The 23,655-nt window shown below is 52.7% G+C and carries 25 protein-coding genes; 5 read left to right on the top strand and 20 right to left on the bottom strand.

Annotation, left to right across the window (positions count from 1 at the left end; all coding sequences use genetic code 11):
- Positions 1–4 precede the first annotated feature (4 nt).
- The 3 genes from QJT81_10455 to QJT81_10445 all read right to left on the bottom strand — a co-directional run bounded on the left by QJT81_10455 (position 5) and on the right by QJT81_10445 (position 2,548).
- Positions 5–1,801, bottom strand: a complete 1,797-nt coding sequence (locus tag QJT81_10455; GenBank protein ID WGZ96354.1) for an AAA family ATPase — start codon at positions 1,799–1,801, stop codon at positions 5–7.
- A gap of 122 nt (positions 1,802–1,923) precedes the next feature.
- Entirely contained in the window at positions 1,924–2,307 is a 384-nt protein-coding gene (locus QJT81_10450) for a PIN domain-containing protein (GenBank protein ID WGZ96353.1), read from the bottom strand.
- Positions 2,291–2,548: a hypothetical protein gene (locus QJT81_10445; protein WGZ96352.1), complete on the bottom strand. Its 258-nt coding sequence runs from the start codon at positions 2,546–2,548 to the stop codon at positions 2,291–2,293. Before QJT81_10445 ends, QJT81_10450 begins: the two co-directional genes overlap by 17 nt.
- 186 nt (positions 2,549–2,734) lie before the next feature.
- On the opposite strand from QJT81_10445, the gene QJT81_10440 reads away from it, so the two are divergent.
- The 4 genes from QJT81_10440 to QJT81_10425 all read left to right on the top strand — a co-directional run bounded on the left by QJT81_10440 (position 2,735) and on the right by QJT81_10425 (position 4,343).
- A complete protein-coding gene (locus QJT81_10440; GenBank protein ID WGZ96351.1) occupies positions 2,735–3,196 on the top strand; it encodes a GNAT family N-acetyltransferase in 462 nt (153 codons plus the stop codon).
- 157 nt (positions 3,197–3,353) lie between these two features.
- Positions 3,354–3,596: a hypothetical protein gene (locus QJT81_10435; protein ID WGZ96350.1), complete on the top strand. Its 243-nt coding sequence runs from the start codon at positions 3,354–3,356 to the stop codon at positions 3,594–3,596.
- Complete coding sequence (locus tag QJT81_10430; protein ID WGZ96349.1) at positions 3,589–3,999, top strand: PIN domain-containing protein; 411 nt, start codon at positions 3,589–3,591, stop codon at positions 3,997–3,999. Before QJT81_10435 ends, QJT81_10430 begins: the two co-directional genes overlap by 8 nt.
- A gap of 107 nt (positions 4,000–4,106) precedes the next feature.
- Complete coding sequence (locus QJT81_10425) at positions 4,107–4,343, top strand: hypothetical protein (protein ID WGZ96348.1); 237 nt, start codon at positions 4,107–4,109, stop codon at positions 4,341–4,343.
- Positions 4,344–4,364: 21 nt separating this feature from the next.
- Here the strand turns inward: QJT81_10425 and QJT81_10420 are convergent, their stop codons facing one another.
- The 5 genes from QJT81_10420 to cysM are packed head-to-tail and all read right to left on the bottom strand — an operon-like array spanning position 4,365 to position 11,916.
- Positions 4,365–7,742 carry an ATP-binding protein gene (locus QJT81_10420; protein ID WGZ96347.1) on the bottom strand — a complete coding sequence of 1,126 codons (3,378 nt, stop codon included), beginning with the start codon at positions 7,740–7,742 and terminating at the stop codon, positions 4,365–4,367.
- The gene (locus QJT81_10415; GenBank protein WGZ96346.1) at positions 7,735–8,334 is read right to left on the bottom strand and encodes a DUF4194 domain-containing protein; all 600 of its coding nucleotides are present in this window, start codon (positions 8,332–8,334) and stop codon (positions 7,735–7,737) included. Before QJT81_10415 ends, QJT81_10420 begins: the two co-directional genes overlap by 8 nt.
- The gene (locus QJT81_10410; GenBank protein WGZ96345.1) at positions 8,331–9,518 is read right to left on the bottom strand and encodes an ATP-binding protein; all 1,188 of its coding nucleotides are present in this window, start codon (positions 9,516–9,518) and stop codon (positions 8,331–8,333) included. Before QJT81_10410 ends, QJT81_10415 begins: the two co-directional genes overlap by 4 nt.
- 58 nt (positions 9,519–9,576) lie before the next feature.
- Positions 9,577–11,016: a DUF3375 domain-containing protein gene (locus QJT81_10405; protein WGZ96344.1), complete on the bottom strand. Its 1,440-nt coding sequence runs from the start codon at positions 11,014–11,016 to the stop codon at positions 9,577–9,579.
- A gap of 6 nt (positions 11,017–11,022) precedes the next feature.
- Entirely contained in the window at positions 11,023–11,916 is an 894-nt protein-coding gene (gene cysM / locus QJT81_10400) for a cysteine synthase CysM (protein WGZ96343.1), read from the bottom strand.
- A 144-nt stretch (positions 11,917–12,060) separates the two neighbouring features.
- On the opposite strand from cysM, the gene QJT81_10395 reads away from it, so the two are divergent.
- Positions 12,061–13,911: an ATP-binding protein gene (locus QJT81_10395; protein WGZ96342.1), complete on the top strand. Its 1,851-nt coding sequence runs from the start codon at positions 12,061–12,063 to the stop codon at positions 13,909–13,911.
- On the opposite strand, the gene acpS is transcribed toward QJT81_10395, so the two are convergent.
- The 12 genes from acpS to QJT81_10335 all read right to left on the bottom strand — a co-directional run bounded on the left by acpS (position 13,855) and on the right by QJT81_10335 (position 23,583).
- Entirely contained in the window at positions 13,855–14,238 is a 384-nt protein-coding gene (gene acpS / locus QJT81_10390; protein ID WGZ96341.1) for a holo-ACP synthase, read from the bottom strand. The two genes, QJT81_10395 and acpS, sit on opposite strands and share 57 nt — an antisense overlap.
- Positions 14,235–14,969, bottom strand: a complete 735-nt coding sequence (pdxJ, locus tag QJT81_10385; GenBank protein WGZ96340.1) for a pyridoxine 5'-phosphate synthase — start codon at positions 14,967–14,969, stop codon at positions 14,235–14,237. The genes acpS and pdxJ overlap by 4 nt, the downstream gene beginning before the upstream one ends.
- Positions 14,962–15,639 (bottom strand): DNA repair protein RecO, encoded by a 678-nt coding sequence (gene recO / locus QJT81_10380; GenBank protein ID WGZ96339.1) that lies wholly within the window; start codon positions 15,637–15,639, stop codon positions 14,962–14,964. The genes pdxJ and recO overlap by 8 nt, the downstream gene beginning before the upstream one ends.
- 100 nt (positions 15,640–15,739) lie before the next feature.
- Positions 15,740–16,645 (bottom strand): GTPase Era, encoded by a 906-nt coding sequence (gene era / locus QJT81_10375; protein WGZ96338.1) that lies wholly within the window; start codon positions 16,643–16,645, stop codon positions 15,740–15,742.
- On the bottom strand, positions 16,642–17,307 hold the full coding sequence (gene rnc, locus QJT81_10370) for a ribonuclease III (GenBank protein ID WGZ96337.1): 666 nt from the start codon (positions 17,305–17,307) through the stop codon (positions 16,642–16,644). Before rnc ends, era begins: the two co-directional genes overlap by 4 nt.
- Complete coding sequence (locus QJT81_10365) at positions 17,304–17,684, bottom strand: DUF4845 domain-containing protein (protein ID WGZ96336.1); 381 nt, start codon at positions 17,682–17,684, stop codon at positions 17,304–17,306. The genes rnc and QJT81_10365 overlap by 4 nt, the downstream gene beginning before the upstream one ends.
- A 115-nt stretch (positions 17,685–17,799) precedes the next feature.
- Positions 17,800–18,558, bottom strand: a complete 759-nt coding sequence (gene lepB, locus QJT81_10360; protein WGZ96335.1) for a signal peptidase I — start codon at positions 18,556–18,558, stop codon at positions 17,800–17,802.
- A 44-nt stretch (positions 18,559–18,602) separates the two neighbouring features.
- Positions 18,603–19,538, bottom strand: coding sequence for an IS1595 family transposase (locus tag QJT81_10355; protein ID WGZ96334.1), 936 nt, complete (start codon positions 19,536–19,538; stop codon positions 18,603–18,605).
- A 102-nt stretch (positions 19,539–19,640) separates the two neighbouring features.
- Positions 19,641–21,446, bottom strand: a complete 1,806-nt coding sequence (lepA, locus tag QJT81_10350) for a translation elongation factor 4 (GenBank protein WGZ96333.1) — start codon at positions 21,444–21,446, stop codon at positions 19,641–19,643.
- Complete coding sequence (locus QJT81_10345; protein ID WGZ96332.1) at positions 21,439–21,696, bottom strand: glutaredoxin family protein; 258 nt, start codon at positions 21,694–21,696, stop codon at positions 21,439–21,441. The genes lepA and QJT81_10345 overlap by 8 nt, the downstream gene beginning before the upstream one ends.
- Positions 21,697–21,714: 18 nt before the next feature.
- The gene (locus QJT81_10340; protein ID WGZ96331.1) at positions 21,715–23,079 is read right to left on the bottom strand and encodes a Do family serine endopeptidase; all 1,365 of its coding nucleotides are present in this window, start codon (positions 23,077–23,079) and stop codon (positions 21,715–21,717) included.
- Between the two features lie 18 nt (positions 23,080–23,097).
- Positions 23,098–23,583, bottom strand: coding sequence for a SoxR reducing system RseC family protein (locus QJT81_10335; GenBank protein WGZ96330.1), 486 nt, complete (start codon positions 23,581–23,583; stop codon positions 23,098–23,100).
- Between the last annotated feature and the right edge of the window lie 72 nt (positions 23,584–23,655).

Below are 23,655 nucleotides of genomic sequence, written 5' to 3'. Positions count from 1 at the left end.
TCCTCTATTCCCCCAGCTCCACCCAAACCAACCGCTCAAAGCCCAATGCGACAACCGCAAAGCAGTGTAAACGCTGCGGTTCGCGGTATTTTTCCACCAATACGCGGCGGTAATCCTGCAATTGCAATAAGGCTGCTTGAATAGCTTCTTGTACCGCAGGCAGTTGTTGCAAGGCTTCACGGCTTTGCGCCCGTACCTCTTCTGCCGTCAGCCCCAGTGCTTTCAATCGCAGGTATTTAAATTCCAGCACGAAGTCGTTCAACGCTGCCAAGCGGCGTTGGTCGGGGCGAATAATCATCAACAAATCCGCATAACGCCGTTGCAGTGCCGCCTCCGAGTCCATGATGTAATACATATCATCGAATAACAGGCTCATAAACGCGGTTTTGATGGTGAGTTCATTGCTCCACTTATAATCACGGTTGTTGAATGCCTTGAAATAGCGGGTTTCAAGGTAATCGGCTAAGGGATGCAAATCTGCCGTTTGATAAAACTGTTTAGCAAGCGCTTCAACGTGGCGACGGTCTGCCAAATCGGGTAAGGCTTTTTCACGCAAGGTGTCCACATACAGCGCAAAAATAACCCGATTCGGCACTTCCAGCTTCATTTCTTCCAATGGCCCTGCCGTGCCGCCGATGGTTAATACCCCGAAGAAATACAGCAAGGATGCCATGTAACGCGGGTCAGTTTGCAGCCGGTGCAATTGCTCCACACCGAATTGCGTTTCCAAATAGGGCAGCAATACCGGATTTTGTTCGTCGAGGATATTGGCGATGACATTGCCACCTTCGGGCAGGCTGGCGATGTAACGCACGCGGCTGGCATCCATGGCGAGATTAGCATCCAGCATTTCCGCTGGTGGCTTGCAGCGTTTTTGATACGCCCGCAAAAAGTAAAAGCACAAAGTGGGGTTATAAACCGTGGGGAAGCGGGCATCGGCACAAAAGCGGTAGCCGTTGTAAAACTGGCGCATGGTGTCCAACACCGTAGCAGCTTGCGTGGCGGGTAGACCGCAGTCGTGCAAGACTTCGCTGACTAAGCCGCTCAATTCCGCCTCAGCAATCCCGCATATCCCGTTGAAATCTTCATCCAGCGAAATATTGGTGGCTACGTTATAGCCGCTGGTCATATCACTCAACACCAAGGGCGACACGCCGGTGATGAAGACGCGGGCAATTTTGCCCTCAGACACGTTGCCTTTGATCACCTTGAACAGCGTTTTGACGATACCCTCGCTTTCCAGCAAGTCGTAGTAGCGTTTGGTATTACCCGCGTCATGCACCAAGACTTCGTTGGCGAAGTTGTCGTATTCGTCGATCAGCAAGTAGGCAGTATGACCGCTATTTTTGACAACACTGCTTAGAGATTCAAAGGTCGCCAGTGCATCGTCATCGTAGATACGCACGGGAAACCGTAGCAAGGCTTGGTAATTTTGCACAAAATCTGTCATACGTTCATTGAGGTGTTTGAACAAATTCTGCTTAATCTGCTCCACATCGCCTTGCCCTGATACCTTGGAAAAATCCCAGCGCAGGATCAGGTATTGGTTATGTTCGGGCGTGGGATCGTTGCCGACCGCCAACCCGCCGAACAGGGTTTCAAACTCCCCTGCCGTGTTGATGTCGTAGTAATTGGCGAGCATGGACAGCAACAGCGATTTGCCGAAACGGCGCGGGCGCAGAAACACCAGTTGCCGCCCTGACTCTTCGAGTCTGGTAATACAGTCTGTCCGGTCAAGGTACAGGTAAGGCTTAGTGCGTAATAGGTGAAAGTCACTGATGGCGTAGGGAAACTTGATCATGTCCATGTGCTTATTCTGTTGGGCGATGGGGTGATTATAGCATGAGGCGACAGGAATCGAGCTGAGGGGTGAGAATCTTCGAGGGACTGACAAACTGTTCCGCTTTAAGTGGATAGCCATTGTCAGGAACAGCGTTTGTTCAGGCGGTCATCGAAGCTGAACAATTCCAGCCCGTACAGCTTGCTTTTCACGCACAATAGCGCGTCCACGAAGTCGATGTTTTTGTAGAGGACGAGGTTGAGCGTTTCGATAATCTGGAACTTGTCGTCATTGATCACGCCTGCGAAGGCGAGAATGGTCTTGAGGTCGTCGATCACTTCCGCCTTGGGCAGTTGGTAGAATTTGGTCAGGACAAAAAACGCCTCCATCACTACGCTGTCGAGGATAATGATGTTTTGCTCGCCGCGTTCAACCTCTGCAAACAGTTCGGTGGATTTCGCCAGAAATTCGGCATGGTCGCCCACGAGGTAGCGGAGGATGATATTGGTATCAATCAGCAACGTCATATTTTTCCTTCATCGCCGCTAACAGGGCAACTTCGCGGGCTTCTTCAAACGAGGCAGCGCGTAGGGCGGTTGGGATGCGCTGGCGGTATTTGCCAGCCAGCCGTTGGGCATTGTGGGTAACAAGACGAGGGTAAACCGTGGCAATGATTTGCTTGCGGCGTTTATCCACGATCTGCAACGGCTCCGTGAGCGTGGTGAGGATGGCGATGTTTTTCTGGATTTCGGCGAGTCCTGCTTGCATGGGGCGTACTCCTATATACAATTGGTTCATTATATATAGATAACGAGTCGTTTGCCACTTCCCGTGTAGGTCGTATTGCGCGGAAGGATACGCTAGAATTCCTTGAAATCATTGGCATCCAGTCGGAAATATGCGACAGGATGTCGTTTTTAACGGCGACATTAGGTCTATTGGTTTACGTTAGTCATGAAAAATAGCCCCGAAATACGCCAAGCACTGGAAGCTGATGCTTCCGATATTGCCGAGTTAATTTACTCAACCTCTGTCGCGTGCTGCTTTACGCCCGAACAACCATGCCCCGAATGGTATAGAGAAAGCGTACAACCCAATCAGATAGCAAACCTACTCAAGTCTGAACAAGTGGTTTGGCTGGTGGCTGTTCAAGAACAAACACTTGCTGGCGTTCTCGCTGTTAGCGATAAGAATCATGTGAAATATTTTTTCGTTCATCCTGCTTATCAAAAACTTGGCATTGGCAAACAACTGTGGCATTTCGCTTTACGCAGAGGGGCGTTGGGAAATTCGCTTACGGTTCGTTCATCTCTGTTTGCAGTTCCCGTGTATGAAAGCCTCGGCTTCACGGCTACTGAGCCGCCGAAGACGTTTAATGGCATGTACTATCAAACCATGGTGGCACGCTATGGCTAACCCGGCGCTCAGCCTCGCGCCTTTCAGTCGCTGGACGCTGCGCGATAAAGCCGCGCTGCACCAGTTAGCTCTACGTTGTTAGGTAGAGCCAGCGGAGGGTGAGGACACAACGCTTTCCATGCTAGAATCCCACTATACGCAAAAACAGGAGAACACCATGCAAGCCATTGAATTCAATGCCACCCCACACAGCGGCATGTTGTTGATACCAGAAATGTACCGTCAACAGTGGGAAGGTTTATCCGTGCGGGTTATTTTGCTGCCTGCCAACGAAGCAGCTCCAGCAACGCCTAAACCCAAAACACTACTGGAACGCCTGCGTACCATCGAAAAAATCCATGCAGCACCCGACTTGTCCGAGAACCACGATGCTTACGTGCTGGGGCAAACACATGGTTGAACCTTTGTTTGTCGATACGGGTTACGTACTCGCGTACATCAACGCCAACGACCAGCATCACGATGAAGCCCTGCAACTCGAACCGTATTTTGTTGGGCATCCACTGGTAACAACCGATGCAGTCCTGCTGGAAGTAGGCAACGCCCTTTCCCGCAGCTTCAAAACACAGGCTGTCGAAATCATCCAGCACTTTCAGGAAGCAGAGGATGTGACGCTGATTCACATGAATCCCTTGCTGTTCAAGGACGCTTTTGATCTGTACCAACGCTACCGCGATAAAGAATGGGGCATGGTCGATTGCCTGTCATTCGTTGTCATGCGTGAAATGAGGCTCACCACAGCCTTGGCGTTTGACAAGCATTTTGATCAGGCGGGGTTTCGGGTGTTGACCGCCAACAGTTGATTACCCCCCCCGTAAATCTGAACTTGAGGATAAACCGCATGTTGTTATTAAAACACTGGTATTTCGAGGCTGACATTTTCTGAATGTTTAACATTTGGAGAACGTGCATGTCTGTACGCAACAAAAGCCAAGACCGCGATGCCCACGGCAAGATCAAAGCCCAGTATCGTGGCAAACCCCGTTACCACACCATGAGTACACCAAGCTGGTGGACGCGCTTGCATATGACTCGCCCCCGCCGCCAGCAAAACCACCGTTTGTGCCATGCGGTGAAAAGGGGCGCAGATGCCGATGCCTTGGTATTCCCACTCGGCAACCACAAACCACACGAGTACTACTGGTAGAAAAACGTAGGGCGGGTGGAGCTACGCTCCTCCCACCCTACCAGCCTTCTCCCGCCGATACTCCTCAATACTCAAATTCCTTACCAGCGATTTCTGCCCCGCTTCGTTATGCACGAAATGCACCGAGTTGATGTAATCCTCAATCACATGAATCTTCTGCAACGGCGTGACGATCAGCAGTTGCAAATTGAGCTTGCGGAACAGTTCCAGCCCGTAGCGGGTGGATTCGTCCGAGCCGCGCCCAAATGCCTCATCAATCACCACGAAGCGGAACGAGCGCGAACGCACCTGCCCCCATTCCAGCCCAAACTGGTAGGCCAGCGCGGAAGCCAGCACCGTATACGCCAGCTTTTCCTTTTGCCCGCCCGATTTTCCGGCAGAATCGCTGTAAAACTCGCGTTCGGTATCGTCTTCGCGCCAACGTTCACTCGCCGAAAACACATACCAGTTGCGCACATCGCTGACTTTGCGCATCCACTTGCGGTCAAGCTCGCTGAAGCCTTCGCGCCCGTTGAGGCGGTCAATAATGTGTTTGACTTGCAGGAAACGGGTTTCGGTGTACATCTCGTCATCGTCAAGGCTGTGGCTCAGGCACTGGCGCAAATCCGCCCGGAAATCACGAATTTCTGCGTCTTGCGTCTGGGTCGCCAACAACAGGATGTACGTGCCCGCGTTGTATTCGATGCCCTGCAAGGAACGGTTGATCGCATCGAGTTTGTCGTCGATGGCGCGACGTTCCTTTTCCAACTGGTTTTGCAGCATCACAATGCCCTGAATGGTCTGCTCATTCAGCATCGCCTTGAATTTCTGTTCGTGGCGTGGCAGGTCTTCGCTTTGCAGCACCGCCAACATGCGCTGGAATTCGCCCGCCGATTCGAGGCTGGCATCCACTTCGCTGGTGTCAGCGGGGTAATCGCGCTTGTAATCCTGCATTTGCTGGACGATTTTCTGCGACAAACGCCGGTTTTTGCCTTCATCGCTGTCGAGGTGCGCCTGCATCGCGCTGCGGATGTCGCTTTGCTGCTTGCCCAGACTGCGTAAATTGAACGCGGTATCGCCCAACACTTGTTGCCGCCAGTGTTCCAGCAAGCCGTGGTGTTGTGCCAACGCGGTTGCGGGCAGCAAGGCGGCTTGTTCGGTGGCGCGTGCCTGTTCATCTTCCGCATTGGTGATTTTATTGTTCAGCGTGCCTTGTTCCAGCAATACCTCGCTGTGCTTGCGGTCGGCCTCTTCGCGTTGCTGGCGGCTGGTTTGCAATTGCGCTTGCAGGCTTTGCAGGATGTCGGAACTGTTCTCGATGCGCTGCTGTTCTTCACGCAGTTGCTGCATGGCGCGTGCCGGGGTGTGCCAGTCAATCTCGCTAAAATCGCGCACCTTTTGCACATCACGCAGCGCATTTTGCTGTTGGCGCAAACCTTGGCGTTGGCGTTCGACTTGTGACAACACATCCGCCGTTTGGTGAATCTGCCGAATCAAGGCTTCGGCTTGCGCTTCCAGTGCCTGCAATTTGTCGCGGTTGCTCCAGCCCAGCACGTAGCGGGAACGGTCGTGCAAGTTGTGGCGGTCGTCTTTTTCGTGGCGTTGCCCACCGCCTTTGACCTGTCCGTTCTGGCTCAGGGCTTGGTGGTGACGACGGAAATCTTGCATGTCGGTGGCGCAATGGTAGTCAAAGCGTTCGTGCAGCGCGTGTTCCAGCCAAGGGTAAAATTCGCTGTCGGCCTTGATGCGCAGCTTGCGTACCAGCGATTGCGGGTCGAGTTCGCCACGGCGCGAGGTGCTGGGGGTTTGCACACGGTAATACACCAGCCGCCCGTGCAAATGGGTCTGTTCGACGTAGTGGCTGACGCGCTCGTAATGGCGTTCCGGCACTAACAGGCTCAAGCCGAAATTGTGCAAGACGCGCTCGGCAGCACCTTCCCACAGCCGTTCGGTTTCGTCCACTTGCAGCAATTCGCCCGCAAACGGCAAGTCTTCTTCCGGCAGGTTCAGCACTTCCAGCATGGTCTGGCGCATGGCGAGGTTTTGGCGTGGGATATTGCTCTTGCGTTGGCGCAGCGAGTCAATATCAGCCTGCAACTGTTGCTGCTGACCACGTTGCAGGTGCAGACGAATGGCGTAATCATCGTATTCTGCCTGTGACACCCGTTCTTGTTGCTGGATGTCAGCCTCCAGCACTTCGACGCGCTGGCGGTTGTGGTAGAAGTTGTCTTCACTCAACTCAGCCGTCAAACCGAGTTGGGTGATATTGGTCTGCCAGTGGTCGTACTGGCGTTGGCAGCGGGTACGGTCTTTTTCCAGCGTCGCCATTTCTTTTTCGAGTTCACGCAAGCGTCGTCCGCCTTGGTCTTCGATGCTGCGGTGCAAATCGTCCTCTTGGGTGCGCAAGGTCTGGATGCTGGTTTCAAGCTGGGTGCGCCGATGGCTGAGGCGTTCGGCATCGTGGCGCAGGTTTTGCAGGCGTTCAGTGAGCAAACCCACTTCCTGAACGGCAAACCAGCAGCCCAAGGCTTCGCGGGCGGCTCGCAGGGCGTGGATGCTGCTGCTGAGCTGGGTGTAATCGGCAAGGTTGCTATCCAGCGGTTGCAACAGGCTGATTTGCCGCCGTGCTTTCAATACCGCTTCGTGCAGGCGGTTGAGGTTGTCGAAATCGCGGCACAGGCTGTGGATTTGCTGTTCTACGCCCGTGTCTTCGAGCATGTGGGTACGCACAAAATCGGTCAAATTGCCGACCGATTTCATCGACACGGTTTGGTAAAACAGGTCGAGTGCCTGTTCGGACTGGATGCCGAAATAGCGCCGAAAGCGGGCAGCGTATTCCTTGAAGGTGTCGATGACCGCCACGCCGGGCAGTTTCGCCAAGCGTTTGCGTAGTGCGCTGATGTCATTGCCGAAGTTGGCGAAGTGTTCGCGGATGGTCAGCAGGTTCTCGGCGGTGACGTAAAAGCGTTCAGGCTGACGGCTGCCTTCCTTGAGCCAGAACACTTGCGCCAGCGTCATGCCTTGGGCAAAGCCGGGGTTGTAGAACCAGCCGAGCAACACGCTGTAGTGTTTTTCATCGCGCAGGGCAACGGCTTTTGCGCCCTGCCCCAGTTCGTTTTTTTCGCTTTTGTATTCGCCGCGCACGTAAGAGCCGAGGGAACGTTCCTTGCCTTCCGCGCCCGCTGCTTTGTTGTAGGTGATGCGTTGGGTGGGGACGAGCAGGGTGGTGATTGCATCCACCAGCGTGGATTTACCGGAACCGATGTCGCCGGTCAGCAGCGCGTTGTGGCCTTGCGGGGCAATTTTCCAGACGTGCTGGTCGAAGGTTCCCCAGTTGTAGACTTCGAGGTGGTGGAGGCGGAAGCCGGTTTGGGTGTCGTCGCTGGCGAAATCGAGGGAAAGAGGTTGCGGGTCATTCATCCGTGGCACTCGCGTATTGCTGGTAGGTTTTGAGTTTAGTGTCCAGTTCGCCCAGCCATTGCGCATCGACGAAGGCTTTGAGGATACGGCGGATTTCAAGCATGTCGTCCTGCTGTTTGAGGGTGCGCAAAAAGCCGTATTCGATCACTTTGTTGATGGCAATGTTGATCTGGTCGATCGTTTTGGCTTCGTTGCTGTGTTCGGGCATGAACACGCGCATCATTTCGACAACTTGGGTGCGTTCTAGTACCACGCGGCTGTCGCCACCCGTGGCATCCTGTTCGGCAAGGCGTTTACGCAGCAGAGCCAGCAACAGGCTGACGGGGTAAGTCAGAGTGCGTTTGGCGATCAGACGCGGGGTATCGGGGCTGTCTTCGTCGTCGGTTTCGGTGTCTTGCTGGCGCAGGAAAGCGTAGCCTTCGGCTTCGTCAAGGTACAGGGTCAGGCCGAGGATGCGGATGTAATCGCGCACGGCGGCTTGCAATTCCAGCAGGGCTTGCCACAGACGCGGGTGTTGGTCGGCGTAGACCACGCTTTTGAAAAGCTGAATCAGGACGGGGGCAAGGTTGGGGGTTTGGGTATCAGTGGTCATTCAGGCCGCTTCCGCAGGGTTACATGGAATACGTGTTCATCAATATCGAATTCAGCCGGAGGGTTGCCGTTTTGTTGCAGCACAGCTTGCGCCCGCTGGATGCCATAACCAAAACGGTTGACATAACCCAGTGCTTTCATGGCTTCGGCAATCACCGGATTACGGTAACTACTACGGCGGGTCAGTGTATCTTTGGTAACGCTGCCATAAAGTCCGCCCGCACTCTGTATTTCAATATGGTCGCTATACCAATAAAAACGAATCGGTGTAGTTGACTGGTAATCACGGTGCATAACGGCATTGAGCAACAATTCACGCACGGCCACTTCGGGATAATCGGGCAACAAACGCTCGCGCAACACTGATACCGAATGCAAAGTTGACTGGATATTACTCTTGATGCGGGTATCCAGTTCACGCAATACGCTCAGCAAATCCCCAGCGATTTCAGCTTGATCCGTTGGCAAATCGGTCAAACCCTCACCCGGCAAACGCAGGTATTGGATATAAGCACCGGGAAAGTAATACCGAGGTCGTTTGCCAAATAACAGCAAACCACCCGCCGTGCAACAATCATACTGCAAGTCATAGAAGCGCAGTGACGCAAGCTGTTCTTTATGGGTACGATGGTTTGCCGCAATCACTTCGGCATCCACCACCTCCTGACGGTATGCGCTAAATAACGGCAGCGAGAGTTCTTCAATCCCCACCCCGATCATGGGTAAGGCATCATACGTATGGGCGCGGGACGTCCGGCGTTCACTCAACAAACGTTCTTCTTGTTCGTTGGCGATAGCCTTGCGCGGGCCGACCCGAATCCATACCTGCCCTTTGTAACGCACAGGCGGCAGATTGGAGGGCTGAACTTCCACCACTGCCACGTCCCCTTCCGGCAAGCTGAACTTGCTGACCACCAACACCGGCAACGGCTGAATATTGCCATCCGAACGCAAAGCCGCCAAATTCAGTAACAATTCGTCCGTCACTTGCAAACCAACAGGCTTACCCGTTTTGTCATCCACTCCGATCAACAGATAACCCGGCTCACGGTGATTGGGCAAATCGTTGGCAAATGCACACACTGCTTGGGAAAACTTGTCGGTTTTGTTGGTGGAAACGGTGCGTTCCACACGGTCGGACTCCATATCAGCCAGCAGTTTGAGCAGTTCTTTTTGGGTCAACATAGAAACTCCGGGGCGTTATCCGTTGCAAACGTTCAGTATCGCCTGATTATGGCATAAATCAGCGGGTAAACAGGATGCGCGGCAAGCGCACCGTGCGCCCTGCATCACCCAACGGCAGCACCTCTTCGACGGACTCATCCACCGCCGCTTTGGCATCCTTGCTGGCAAGGTTCAGGTAGGCAACCAGTTCCGCCAAGCCCTGTTGCAGCGGGTATTGTTGCAACACTTCCGCCAAACTGACCTGCGAATACTCGTGCAACAGGCGGCGGATATTGCCGCGCAAACGGGCTTCATCCACCCAATGTTGGTTGTAAAGTGCTTGCACATCGACGGATTCATCGGCTTCTTCCAGCCTCACCGCTGCCAGTGCGATCTTGGTTTTTGGCTCGAACAGGCTGCGTTCCATCACCAAATCAATTGCCAAACGCGGCTGATCAAGGGTAGCAACCTGGCGAAAAATAGTCGTCTCCGGCGGGGAATTACGCATTGCCACGGCGGACTTTTCAATGCCCCGAATCAATTGCAGGATGCGTTTGTCCTCCATCCACGCCTGATCCGCCAAGTATTTGCGTAATTGTTCTGCCAATTGCGCGTTGGTGCGAAACACTTTTTCGCCCGCTTCCAGCAGGAAATAGCCAATGCGCGGCAAAAACTGGCGGTCATCGACTTCACGCAAAGCCTCTTGCTGCAAGGCTGCGGTGGTCATGTTTTCCAGTGCTTGCTGGCGTTGCGGCGACATCAGGAATTCCCAGAAGGCATTGAAACTGCGCCCCTGTTCGGAATCGCGAATGTAGTCTTGTTGCTCGAAAATCTCGTCCAGCAACTCGCCCTTGCGTTTGTCACTGGTGGCAATCAGTTCGCGCACTTCCTGATCGAGGGTGCGAAAGTTGTATTCGACTTGGCGGAAATCGGCCAGCAATTTACGCGCTGTGTCTTCGGCTTCAAACCAACGTTCCTTGATGCGGGTCGGGTCAGCCGCCTCCACCAAGCCGGAACGGATGCGGGTAATCTGGCGTTCCAGCTCCGCTTTTTGTCTTTCCAACTCGGCGATTTTAACGGCGGGGTCTTGCTCAGCTTCCTGCACGATTTCCTGTAACAGGCGATAGAGGGTCATCAGGCGCGATTCGGTGCCGACGAACTGGCGTGGTTGCAAGCCTTGCAGCCATTCCACTGCTTTTTCCGCCCCCGGAGTCAAATCCAGTTGCGGGATGTCGCGGCCTTGCACGTAATATTTGCGCAGGTAGGGGCTAGTGCCATTTGCCCAGTCGTCGAGGTATTGGCGGGCGGTTTTGGGAAATGCACCCTCCCCTTCGCGGTCGCGCAGGTGGAACAGGTAGTCGTCCAGTTGGGTACTCACCTGATCAAACGGCAAGGAACGTTCGTTGGGCTTGATAAAGGTGGCGTACAAGAAACTGACGATCAGCGGCGCATGGCTGGCGGTCAGCAAACGCCAAGTGGTGTCGTGCTTGCGCAGGTAATCGAGGGTTGAATAATCCATCAGTGCCTATGCCGGAAACACGCCAGTGGAAATGTAACGGTCGCCCCGATCACAAATAATCGCCACGATGGTGGCATTCTCGACTTCCTTGGACAAACGCAACGCCGCAGCCACTGCCCCACCCGACGATACCCCGCAGAAAATTCCCTCTTCCGACGCCAAGCGCCGCATGGTGTCTTCCGCCTCCGGCTGACTCATATCCATTTCGCGGTCAACTTCATCGCGGTGGAAAATTTCCGGCAAATACTCCGGTGTCCAACGACGGATGCCTGGAATCTGGTCGGTTTGCGTCGCCGGTTGCACGCCCACGATTTGCACATCAGGATTCTTGGATTTGAGGAAACGCCCTGTGCCCATAATCGTTCCGGTCGTCCCCATGCTGCTGACAAAATGCGTCACTTGCCCATGGGTATCGCGCCAGATCTCAGGGCCGGTGGAATGGAAATGCGCCAGCGGATTGTCTTCATTGGCAAATTGATTCAGCAACTTACCTTTGCCGTCACGATCCATTTGCATGGCAAGGTCACGCGCCCCCTCCATGCTCGCCTCTTTGCTGACGAGGATCAATTCCGCGCCGTAGGCTTTCATGGAAGCGCGGCGTTCGGCACTCATGGTTTCGGGCATGATCAGCACCATTTTGTAGCCTTTGATCGCGGCAGCCATCGCCAGCGCAATGCCAGTATTGCCGCTGGTGGCTTCGATCAAGGTGTCGCCCGGCTTGATGTCACCACGCGCTTCCGCTCGCTGGATCATCGAAAGTGCAGGACGATCTTTGACTGAACCGGCGGGGTTATTGCCTTCCAGTTTCACCAGAATGGTGTTGGTAGTTTGACCCGGTAAGCGTTGCAAACGTACTAGCGGGGTATTGCCGATGAAGTCTTCGATGGTGGGGTAATGCATGTCCGGCGCTCTTGATTTTGTGTCAAGGTAAAGAGCTTACCAGCCATCCCCCGGATTCGCTACCTACTGGCGGATTTGACTTGACCTTAAGCCGCAATGCGGTAACGTCACTACCACTCATCATAAAAACAAATCGGAAATCGTATGAATTCTGTATCCGTAGGAAACGTCCCCGTCTCTGCTGCCATGCGCATCCAAAGCGACTACGACCTGAGCCGCCGCTCGATCAATGGCGTGTTCCCTTACATGATTAGTTGGGGCGTGCTGGTGTTGGGGACAGATATTGTACAGCACAACCCCACCCTCGTTTACGGTATAGGTTTGTTAATGCTGATTTTAGGCAGCATACGCTTTGTATTATTGAAACAATTTCCTGTCCACTACAAGGCACGCCCCGATAGAGCACGACTGCTGCTTAGCATCAACCTGATAGTGTCCGTCAGTGTCTGGGCGCTGTTCACCGCGTGGGGGCTGGTGCATGTCGGGCTGGCGGAACAGGGAACGCTGATATTAATGCCACTGTTGATGCTGTGTGTCGGCACAACCACCAGCCTTGCGCCCCACCACCCCTTGTTTATCGCCTACGTCAATATCATGATTTGGCCGCAAATCATTGTGCTGGTGAGCATGGGTACTGCCAGCGCGTACACCATCGCCGTGTCGCTACTCCTGTTCAGTGCTGTCACCCAGACCTTTGGCAAAAGCCTGCATCATGATTACTACCAGCTCCTGTACAAAAATGATTTGCTGGAGCAACAAGCCGCCAAACTCGCAGCCGCCAAGGAAACCGCCGAAGTCGCCAATCAAGCCAAAAGCCAGTTTCTAGCCAATATGAGCCACGAATTGCGCACGCCGATGAACGGTATTCTGGGTGCAAGCGAATTGCTGACACCGTTGGTGAAAACCGCTGAACAACAACAATACGTTGCCCTGATCCACCGCAGTGGCAAAACGCTGCTGGCATTGCTGAATGATTTGCTGGATTTTTCCAAGATCGAAGCAGGCAAAATGGCGTTGGAACAAACCAGCTATCCGCTACGCGACATGGTGGCGCATTTGCAGCATTTGCTGGAGATTCGTGCCAAGGAAAAGGGGCTAACGTTCACCATCAATATCAGTGCCGACATTGCGCCTTATTTGCTGGGCGATGAAATTCGCACCCAACAAATCTTGCTCAACTTACTCGGCAATGCCATTAAGTTCACCGAGGTGGGCGCGATCACACTGACGATTAAACGCACTGAAAATGGCGAACGGCTGCGCTTTGACATTACCGACACCGGCATTGGCATTCCCCCTGAAAAGCAACGGCTGTTGTTCCACAGTTTCCAGCAAATGGAATCGTCAACCGCACGCAAATACGGCGGCACGGGGCTAGGGCTGGCGATTTCCAAGCAGTTAGTCAGCCTGATGCACGGCGAGATTGGAATGCACAGTGAAGAAGGGCGAGGCTCGTGTTTCTGGTTCGAGCTGCCGTATCAGGTAGCCACACCAACCCCTGAGACAATACCCGCCACCGCCACACCGCCGGATGCACCGCTAAACCCTGACTGCCGCATTTTGCTGGCAGAAGACAACCCGATTAACCAAATCATCGCGCAAGCCATGCTGGAAACGTTGGGTCTAACTCAAGTCGATTTGGTCGAAAACGGCACGCAAGCGATTCAACACCTGATTGATGCCGACTACGATTTAGTGCTGATGGATGTGCAAATGCCCGAATGTGACGGTCTGGAAGCCTGCCGCCATATACGTGGGAGCAGCATTCATGCAGGGATGGCAGCAGTACGCAACCCAGCCATTCCGGTGATTGCATTGACGGCGAATACGATGTCGGCTGACATTGCCGAATGCTTGAAAGCGGGAATGAACGGGCATTTGGGTAAGCCATTGGATACGCCGACGTTAGTAGCGGAATTGCACAAGTGGTGTGCCACGTCAGATCCCCACCAAAATCACGAAAGCGAGCGCGTGGGTACGCTCATCGGCGACTGAAAGCTGGCATGACGTTACGCCCATTGCGGTGGCAGTTGTCAACGTTACGCCGTGCAATTGCAGCAGTGGTTTGCCGCGTGGGTCATGGGTGGTTTCGATTTCTTGCAAGCGGACTTCTTTGCCAATACCTGTGCCAAGAGCTTTGGCAAGGGCTTCTTTGGTAGCAAAGCGTTTCGCCAGCCATGCCGCTGGATTGGCTTGATTGGTGAAACGTTCCAGTTCGTTGGGGTGCAGGATGCGTTCGGGAAAGCGGACGGGGTGGCGTTGCAGGGTGGCTGCAAGGCGAGCGATTTCCACGATGTCCGTGCCGATGCCGAGAATGGTCATATCCGGTTTCTTGCTGCTTGCATCAATGCCAACATTTCCACCGTCGCTTGACGGATACCGACAAACACCGCCCGCGCTACCATCGAATGCCCGATATTGAGTTCGCGGATATTGTCGATTGCTGCAATCGCTTGGGTATTGTGGTAATCCAAGCCATGCCCCGCGTTCACTTGAATACCAAGATTGTGCGCAAATTCAGTGGCTTCCCGAATACGGTTCAGTTCACGCTGTTTGGCTTCGCCCGTGGCATTCGCATACGTGCCGGTATGCAATTCAATCACGGGCGCACCAATGTCCGGCACGCGCCGGATTTGCTCAATGTCCGGCTCGATAAACAGCGACACGCGGATATTCGCCGCATTCAAGCGCTGGGTCACGCTGCGCACGCGCTCGAATTGCCCGATAATGTCCAAACCGCCTTCGGTGGTGAGTTCTTCGCGCTTTTCGGGAACGACGCACGCATCATTCGGCAATACGTCGCAGGCAATGCCAACCATTTCATCGGTTGCCGCCAGCTCCAGATTCAAACGGCGCGTACACATTTGGCGAATCGCGTATACATCCACATCCTGAATATGGCGGCGGTCTTCGCGCAAATGGATGGTGATGGCGTGTGCGCCTGCGTCTTCCACCAGCCGCACCGCTTCCAGTAAATCGGGGTAAGCCGTGCCGCGTGCTTGGCGTAAGGTAGCGATATGGTCAATATTGACACCGAGTTCGATCTTATTCATGGAACAATTTTCTCGCATTCAAGGTTTTGCCTTTCAGCAACATCTGGATCAGGTAATCAAGGGTATGGCGCAATTCCAAGCGCTGGTCGGGGTTCATCGCTTCGGGTTCACGTAAGGCGATCAGCAAGTTGCCGGAAATCGGCACGCCCTTGCCCTCCCCCATATCCGCCGCTAAACCGTGGTCGGGGCGGAAACGGTAACGCATCGCAGGTTCAATGTCATGCCCTTCTGCATCATCGTGCCATAGATTGAGAACATAGCCTGCCATTGCCAGCACGTCCAGTTCAAACAGCGGCAGTGCGAGTACATCGGCGAGATTTTCGAGGCGGAACAGCGTTTGCTGGTATTGCGCGAATAATTCCGGCTGCGGCTGGTGTTGCCATAGCGCCCGCAGCAGCAATTCGTTGGCGTATACCGCCCGCACCAAACCAACCGCTTTCAGCGGAAAACGGCGTTTTTCTTCGGCATTGAACAGGGTGAAGACTTCGCCCTTGCCCGTCCAACTGGCGTCGAGTTGGCGGAAAGGTTCGAGCATTCCTTTGGAGCGTGTGCCTTTACCTTGCCCGAATTTGGCAACGCAAGTGATCTTGCCAGCGTCGCGAGTGAACATATCCAGCAATAGGCTGGTATCGCGGTAGGGATTACGCCGCAGGATGAAAGCGGGGGTCAAAAGAAAATCCCCCCTAACCCCCCTTTTGCAAAGGGGGGAACAAGAGGGATAGCACGATGGGCTTCCCCCTTTGCAAAAGGGGGACTGAGGGGGATTTTCTTCAAGTTGAAATCCCCAAACTTTGCAGATGCCGTGGGCTGTTTTCCCAATTCTCTTCCACCCGCACCCACAATTTCAGCATCACTTTGCGCTCAAGGAAGGCTTCCAACGCAATCCGTGCCGAGCTGCCAATGCGTTTGAGCGTCTCGCCACGATTACCGATCACAATGCCTTTCTGGTTGTCACGGCTGACCCAAATTACCGCGTTAATTTCGGTCAACTTGGGCTTTTCCTCGAAAGTTTCGATTTCAATCGCGGTGGAATACGGCATTTCCTGATGCAAATACGTCATCAATTGTTCGCGGATCAGCTCGCCACAAATGAAACGGGTGGATTGGTCAGTCACGTCGTCTTCGGCGTAGACCCAATCCTGTTGCGGCATGACTTTCGCGAGTGCGGCTTTAAGCTGTGGTACGTTCATGCCTTTGGTGGCGGAAAGCGGGAACACTTCCTTGAACGGGTATTTCTTCAATACGTCAGGCAACCACGTCAGCAGGCGTTCCTTTTTCTCGATGCGATCAACTTTATTGGCAACCAGAAACACCGGGCAAGTGACATGCCCTAGGCGTTGCAAGACCAAATCGTCTTCATCCTGCCATTTCAACGCTTCCACGATCATCACCACCGCATCCACGCCTTCCAGCGCGGCAACGGCTTCGAGGTTGATAGTCTTGTTCAGCAAGCTCTTGGAAGTGCGGTGAATCCCTGGCGTATCCACGAAAATGATTTGGTAATCGTCTTCGGTCAAAATACCGCGAATGCTGTGGCGCGTGGTTTGCGGCTTGTTCGCCGTGGCGGATACTTTGAAGCCAATCAACAAGTTCATCAGCGTGGATTTGCCCACATTCGGGCGACCCACAATAGCGACATAGCCGCAACGTTGGGTAGAAGGGGTCGTGTCTGTCATTTGGCTGTTACCTGTTGAAATGCGAGTCCGGCGGCTTCCTGCTCTGCCTTGCGGCGGCTACCGGAAGTACCCGTGGTACGGATATTGAGTTTGGGGATAACGCATTCTGCCGTAAAGGTTTGTTTATGTGCTTCGCCTTGCGTGTCAATCAGATTGTAATCGGGCAACTCATGCCCGCGTGATTGCAGAAATTCTTGCAAGCGGCTTTTGGGGTCTTTGAGGCTGTCTTCCGCTGGCAAATTATCCAAGCGATCACCGTAGGCGGTCAGCACAAACTTTTTCGCGGCATCCATGCCCTGCTCCAAGTAAATGCAGCCGACAATCGCCTCGAACGCATCCGCAATAATGGATTTGCGCCGAAAACCACCACTTTTCAGCTCGCCCGACCCTAAACGCAAAAAATCACCGATGGCGAGTTCCACCGCAATCCCCGCGAGGGCGTTTTCATTCACCAATGACGCCCGCAAACGGCTTAAATAGCCTTCGCTGGCACGTGGCATTCGCTGATAAAGCTCCGTGGTGATAATTAGCCCAAGCACGCTATCACCAAGGAACTCCATGCGCTCATTATGCTTACCCTCCGCGCTGCGGTGGGTGATGGCACGGACAAAGGTATCCGTCGCCATCAATTCGCTACCCAGTAGCTTGGTCAATTTGTTCAAGTATCGTCAGCCGCTCCCAGCTTTTTGGAATATTCAAATGTCAGCAAAAAGTCAATATTCGCCACCCAAGGTTTGCGCACTTCATAGTATATTTCAAGTGCTTTCACATCATTTTTACCCTCGACTGACACCACTTTGAAATCGCTGGATGCCAAGGAGTTCAAACTGTTCACATTCATATAATCATCGACTTTACGCCGAATTTGCTGAACTGAAGTCTTACTGGAAGACTCTTGTGCCACTCGATCCACAAGCGAACGTACTGTGTAAAATTCCATATACAAGGGAACAAGCTTTACCGCCGTAATGAAAGCAAAAATCACCACACCTGCCCCCGCAACCCATGTCAAAAATGTTGCACCTTTCTGCTTACGCATACTGATTTACCTTTATTGTTATTCATTAATGAGCATTCCCTTCGACTCCGCTCAGGGAACGCCCCCTTCATTCACTACTTCTGGGAACAATTCGTTGGCTGAGCGGAGTCGAAGCCTACTGCATACCATTGCCAATCCGCGAAAAATTGAAACCATCCCCCCCCCAGTTCATGTGCATCCACACGATGGTCGCTTTTCCCACGACATTACCTTCAGGGACTAAACCCCACATGCGTCCATCATTACTGTTATCGCGGTTATCACCCATCATGAAGTAATGACCTTCTGGAACAGTCACGGAACCGCTAGGTCCCACACGTCCGAGCGTCACTAATATATCATGGGAAACGCCCAACAAATCTTCTTTCAGATGAATTGATGGTGGGGTTTTCTGATCAGGGCGCAGATAATCACCCAATAATGAACGGTTTAATTCCACCCCGTTCACGATCAGCGTCTTATCATTCCAACTCACTACATCACCCGGCACACCAATAAGGCGTTTGATGTAATCAATTTCGGGATTATCCGGAAAGCGGAATACCACAACATCACCACGTTGTGGCTCACCTATCTCCAACACTTTATGGTGTAATACAGGCAAACGCAAACCATATGCAAACTTATTGACCAAAATAAAATCGCCAATTTCCAGCGTTGGCAGCATCGAACCAGAAGGGATACGGAAAGGCTCGGCAACAAAGGAGCGTAGCAATAAAACGACCAACAATACCGGAAAGAACGAACGCGCGTATTCCAACAATACCGGCTCATCATCAGCCGTTTTTTTCTTGCCAAACACCGCATACAGCAGCCAAATACCCCCCGTAACGGCAGTAGCAGTGACTAGCCAAAATTCCAAATCAAAATCCATGTTCTATTCCTATTCGTTTTAGGCTCAATATGCGTTTCAGGGTCTTATCCCAACAGCAGCGAAAGCAAGGACTGTAAGGCAGCTTGCCCCCGTTTCCTGATGTTGTGAAGAGACTCGAAGAATGCAAGGTAACACGGTAGCTTTTCTTGTGAGATCCCCCGATGAGGTCGTAACCATGAGCGTAACAGTGACCAAAAACCTTCCATCGTATTGACGTGGACTTCATGGAAACCGTCACCATCTTCGTCACGGGCATATTCGCCTGCGCCATGGTTGACGGTTTTGTGGGCATAGCCCCATTCTTCCAATCGGCTGTAAATGTTGTACTCATCGGTGTAGACCAGCGTGCCTGCTGCCACCGTTTCCACAATCAACGGCTTGATCGTCGTCTGTTTCACATTCGCCAGCATACGGATCACGACCTCCCCGGAACGCTGGATCATGCCGAAAATGGGTGGTTTGTCCTTTTCCAGTGTCCCACGCCCCGGCGCACCTTTCAGGGCGCGGCGGCGACCTTCACGCCCAGCATCCGCGACGGCTTCGGGGTTTCCCTTGTGTCCAGCCTTGACATAAACCTCATCAAATTCAACATTCCCAAACAGGTTTACTGGCGTTTTTTTCTCGACACCACGCCGTAACTGTTCCGTCATCGCCTGAACATCATCCTTGTTCAACCCCAATTCGCGGGCGATTTGTTGGTTGGACAGGTTCAACGACATCAGGTACAGGCACAACACCCACACCTTCAGCGGCTGGTGGTGGCCTTCAAACACCGTGCCCGTCAGGTCATCAAAACGCTTTTGGCAATCCTTACACTGGTAACGCTGGCGTTCCTGCTGGGTGTCATCCTTGCCTCGACGGATAGTGTCCTGTGAACCGCAGTGCGGACAAATCACCCCATTAGGCCAACGCACGGAACGGACTTGCTCGAAACAGGCGGCATCACTGGTCAGGCTGGAAATACTGATGAGCGAGGTCATAAAGCCTCTCCTTGGCTATCGGAAATGACTAACTTTACCGCTATCCATCACGTTTGCAATGCCGGGGAAAACAAGACCCTGAAACGCATATTGAGCCTCGTTTTATTTGTCGCCGACCTTTAATACAGCGAGGAACGCTTCTTGTGGAATTTCCACGCTGCCGACCTGCTTCATGCGTTTTTTGCCTTCTTTTTGCTTTTCCAGCAACTTGCGCTTACGGCTCACGTCACCGCCGTAGCATTTCGCCGTTACGTCTTTGCGCATCGCTTTCACCGTGCTGCGGGCAATGATATTGCTACCGATGGCTGCCTGAATCGCCACTTCGTACATTTGGCGGGGAATCAGGTCTTTCATCTTTTCCACCAATATGCGTCCGCGAGATTGGGCAAAATCACGGTGAATCATCAGTGCCAGTGCATCAACGCGCTCACCATTGACTAGTACATCGACGCGCACCATTGGAGCAGCTTCAAAACGATCCATCGCGTAATCGAATGAGGCGTAACCACGGCTGCACGATTTCAGGCGGTCAAAAAAGTCCATCACCACTTCTGCCAGCGGCAATTCAAACGTCAGCGATACTTGGTTGCCCATGTATTGCATGTTCTTTTGCACACCGCGCTTTTCGATGCACAACGTAATCACGTTACCGACGTATTCCTGTGGCACAAGAATCGTACCCACAATGATCGGCTCACGGATTTCCGCCAATTTATTGATCGGTGGCAATTCGGATGGGCTGTGGATGAAACTGGTCTCACCGTTGGTCAGCACGACTTCGTAAATAACCGTGGGCGCGGTAGAAATTAAATCGAGGTTGTATTCGCGTTCCAGACGCTCTTGCACGATTTCCATGTGCAACATGCCTAAGAAGCCGCAACGGAAACCGAAGCCCAAGGCTTGCGAGGTTTCTGGCTCATAGAACAGCGCGGAATCGTTTAATTTGAGTTTGGAGAGTGCGTCACGCAGGTTTTCGTACTGGTCTGATTCAATTGGGAATAAACCGGCGAAAACACGCGGCTGAATTTCCTTAAAACCTTGCAACGGGACGGTAGCAGGACGTTGCGCATCGGTCAGCGTATCGCCCACTTTTGCGACGGCGATTTCCTTGATACCGGAAATCATGAAGCCCACTTCGCCTGCTCGCAATACATCCAAGTCTTTCATTTTCGGGGTATACACGCCGACACGTTCGACTTGGAAATCACGCCCGCTGGACATGAAGCGGATTTTCATTTTCTTGCGGATTTCGCCATCAATGACCCGCACCAACACCACTACGCCGAGGTAGTTGTCGAACCACGAGTCAATGATCAAGGCTTTTAGCGGTGCATCGGGGTCGCCCACGGGTGGTGGAATGCGTTGCACCAACTGTTCCAGCAGATCTTCAATGCCGATACCGCTTTTAGCACTGACGTGAATCGCTTCCGACGCATCAATGCCGATAATATCCTCAATTTCCTGGCACACGCGGTCAGGGTCAGCCGCAGGCAAGTCAATTTTATTGAGGACGGGGACGACTTCCAAATTGAGGTCAATCGCAGTGTAGCAGTTGGCAACGCTTTGCGCTTCCACACCTTGCGACGCATCTACCACCAGCAATGCACCATCACAGGCGGACAGGGAACGTGAGACTTCGTAGGAGAAATCCACATGCCCCGGTGTGTCGATGAAGTTTAAATGATAGGTTTCGCCATTACGCGCTTTGTAATCCAACGACACGCTTTGTGCCTTGATGGTAATGCCACGCTCACGCTCCAAATCCATCGAATCCAGCACTTGTGCTTCCATCTCACGCTGTTCCAAACCGCCGCAATACTGGATAAAACGGTCAGATAATGTCGATTTACCGTGGTCAATATGCGCAATGATCGAAAAGTTGCGGATATTTTTGTTCGCCTCACCCATGCTGTAATGCTTGCCTCAAAATCGCTTCATCGAGGAAATGCCGGAATAAAATCCGCTCTCCCCACGCTACCACTGGGACATCCGCATTAAAACGCACGTTCAATTCTGCATCCGCGTCGATGTCTACCAGCCCGAAGGTGAATTTCAACTCATCCTGAAACTCACACAAAAGGGCTATCATCTCCTCACAAAGGTGACAGCCCACGCGATAATACACGGTCAGATGCGTTTTGGCTTCACTCTCTTGCATTTGGCTCGATCTTCATGGCTAGAAAACGTGCCGAACCCTCACGTTGTACCAGCACTGCGACCGTTTTCCCCGCTTCCAGTGTTGCAGCAATACTTTTGAAATCAGCACTAGAGGTAATGGTTTTGCCATCCAGTTGGGCAATAAAATATCGCCTGCCACAATACCGGTGCTGCGTGCTGGTTCACCAATCACGGCTTCAACTACGACACTGGATTCAGCATCTGTCACTTGCAACCCTAATGTACCTGCCATTGGCAGCGGTTGCGGCGTAACGCTTATTGCTGATTTAGCCTTATCGTCAGTTGGCTGCTCACTCACCGTCAATGTAACCGTTTCACGCTTGCCTTCTCGTAAGATGTCAACGGCTACCGATTCACCGACCGCGATATTACCCACGATAGGCGGTAATGCTCCCGCATTTGCCACTGGCTTACCGGCAAATGACAAAATAACATCCCCCTGATTCAACACCCGTGCGGCTGGCCCGCTCATGATAACTTGTGACACTAAGGCACCTTCAGCTTTACTCATATTGAAGGACTGCGCCAAATCTGCACTTATTTCTTGCACATAAACACCGATCCAACCCCGTGATACTTTCCCCGTGCTCTTCAACTGCTCAATTACGCCTAAGGCAATATCAATCGGAATCGCAAAGGAAACCCCCATAAAACCACCAGAACGGCTGTAAATCTGCGAATTAATACCCACCACTTGGCCATCAAGATTGAACAAAGGTCCACCAGAATTACCTGGATTAATCGCCACATCGGTTTGAATAAATGGCACGTAGTTTTCATCCGGTAAGCTACGCCCTTTTGCACTGACAATGCCAGCCGTCGCACTGTGATCGAAACCAAAGGGTGAACCGATCGCCAACACCCATTCCCCTACTTCCAATAACTCTGACTTGCCCATTTTTAACACCGGCAAACCAGCAGCCGCGACTTTTAAGACCGCAATATCAGTACGTTCATCACTTCCCACCCATTGCGCAGGTAGTTCACGCCCGTCAGTCAACTTGATCGTAATCTCATCTGCATCCGCGACAACATGGTGGTTGGTAACAATGTAACCCTCCTGAGAATAAATGAACCCAGAACCCCGTGAATTACTATCAAAATCGAAGGGGTGACCGCCACCACCATCACGCTCAAAAAAGCGCTTCATTAATTCATCAAACAGCTCTTCGGTTTCTGGTGACTGGAGTTCTTCAGGCAGCATTTGTTTTGGGGAAATGCTTTGTTTGGTGCTGATATTGACAACCGCCGGACTATTTTGCTTCACCAACTCAGTAAATTGGGGTAAATCACGTGCAGCAGTCATTCCTGTTGACAACACTCCCCAAGCGAGCAACCCAACCCACAACCACTGCATCAACATGGAATGACACCCCTAACATTACGCAATGCGTGTAAGCTCAGAAAACGCTGGCTGCCCCACAACACGTAGAATCACCGGCTGAAAATCACTGGATTTGAACGAACGTGAAGCCACCAGATTGGCGACTTGAAAGCCACCAAACAGCCCAATCAAGCCACTAAAAACGGTTGCCCATTCGTTAGTAATACCTACCATTGCCAATAGTTCCCGCCCTAACATAGCAACCACAATCAAGCTCAACAATGGCAACAAATAGCTCAACAAGGAGTACACCACTAAGGCATCACCTTGCATTCCTACCACAACCGTATCGCCGGGACGTGCATAAGAAGGATTCAACACCCGCATTTTCTGCGGTTCTTTACGCAGAAAATCAAACGGTGATGAAGAGGATCCACAACTCGTTTTGGTTGCGCACCCACTACATCCTCCTGCTTTTTGTTGCGGCAGAATCCATGCATACCCCGATTCCACACTGACCACGACTGCTGTCTGTTCAATCATTCCGTTGCCCTCATTATTCGCTATTGTGTGATTAGCATAAGGCAACGAACTTGATACAAACTTAATCTGGCC

Origin of the sequence: Candidatus Thiothrix putei, from assembly GCA_029972225.1 — a bacterium.
Classification (GTDB): Bacteria; Pseudomonadota; Gammaproteobacteria; order Thiotrichales; family Thiotrichaceae; genus Thiothrix; species Thiothrix putei.
The sequence above is the reverse complement of the archived record's forward strand: the minus strand, read 5'-3'. Positions and strand labels throughout refer to the sequence as shown.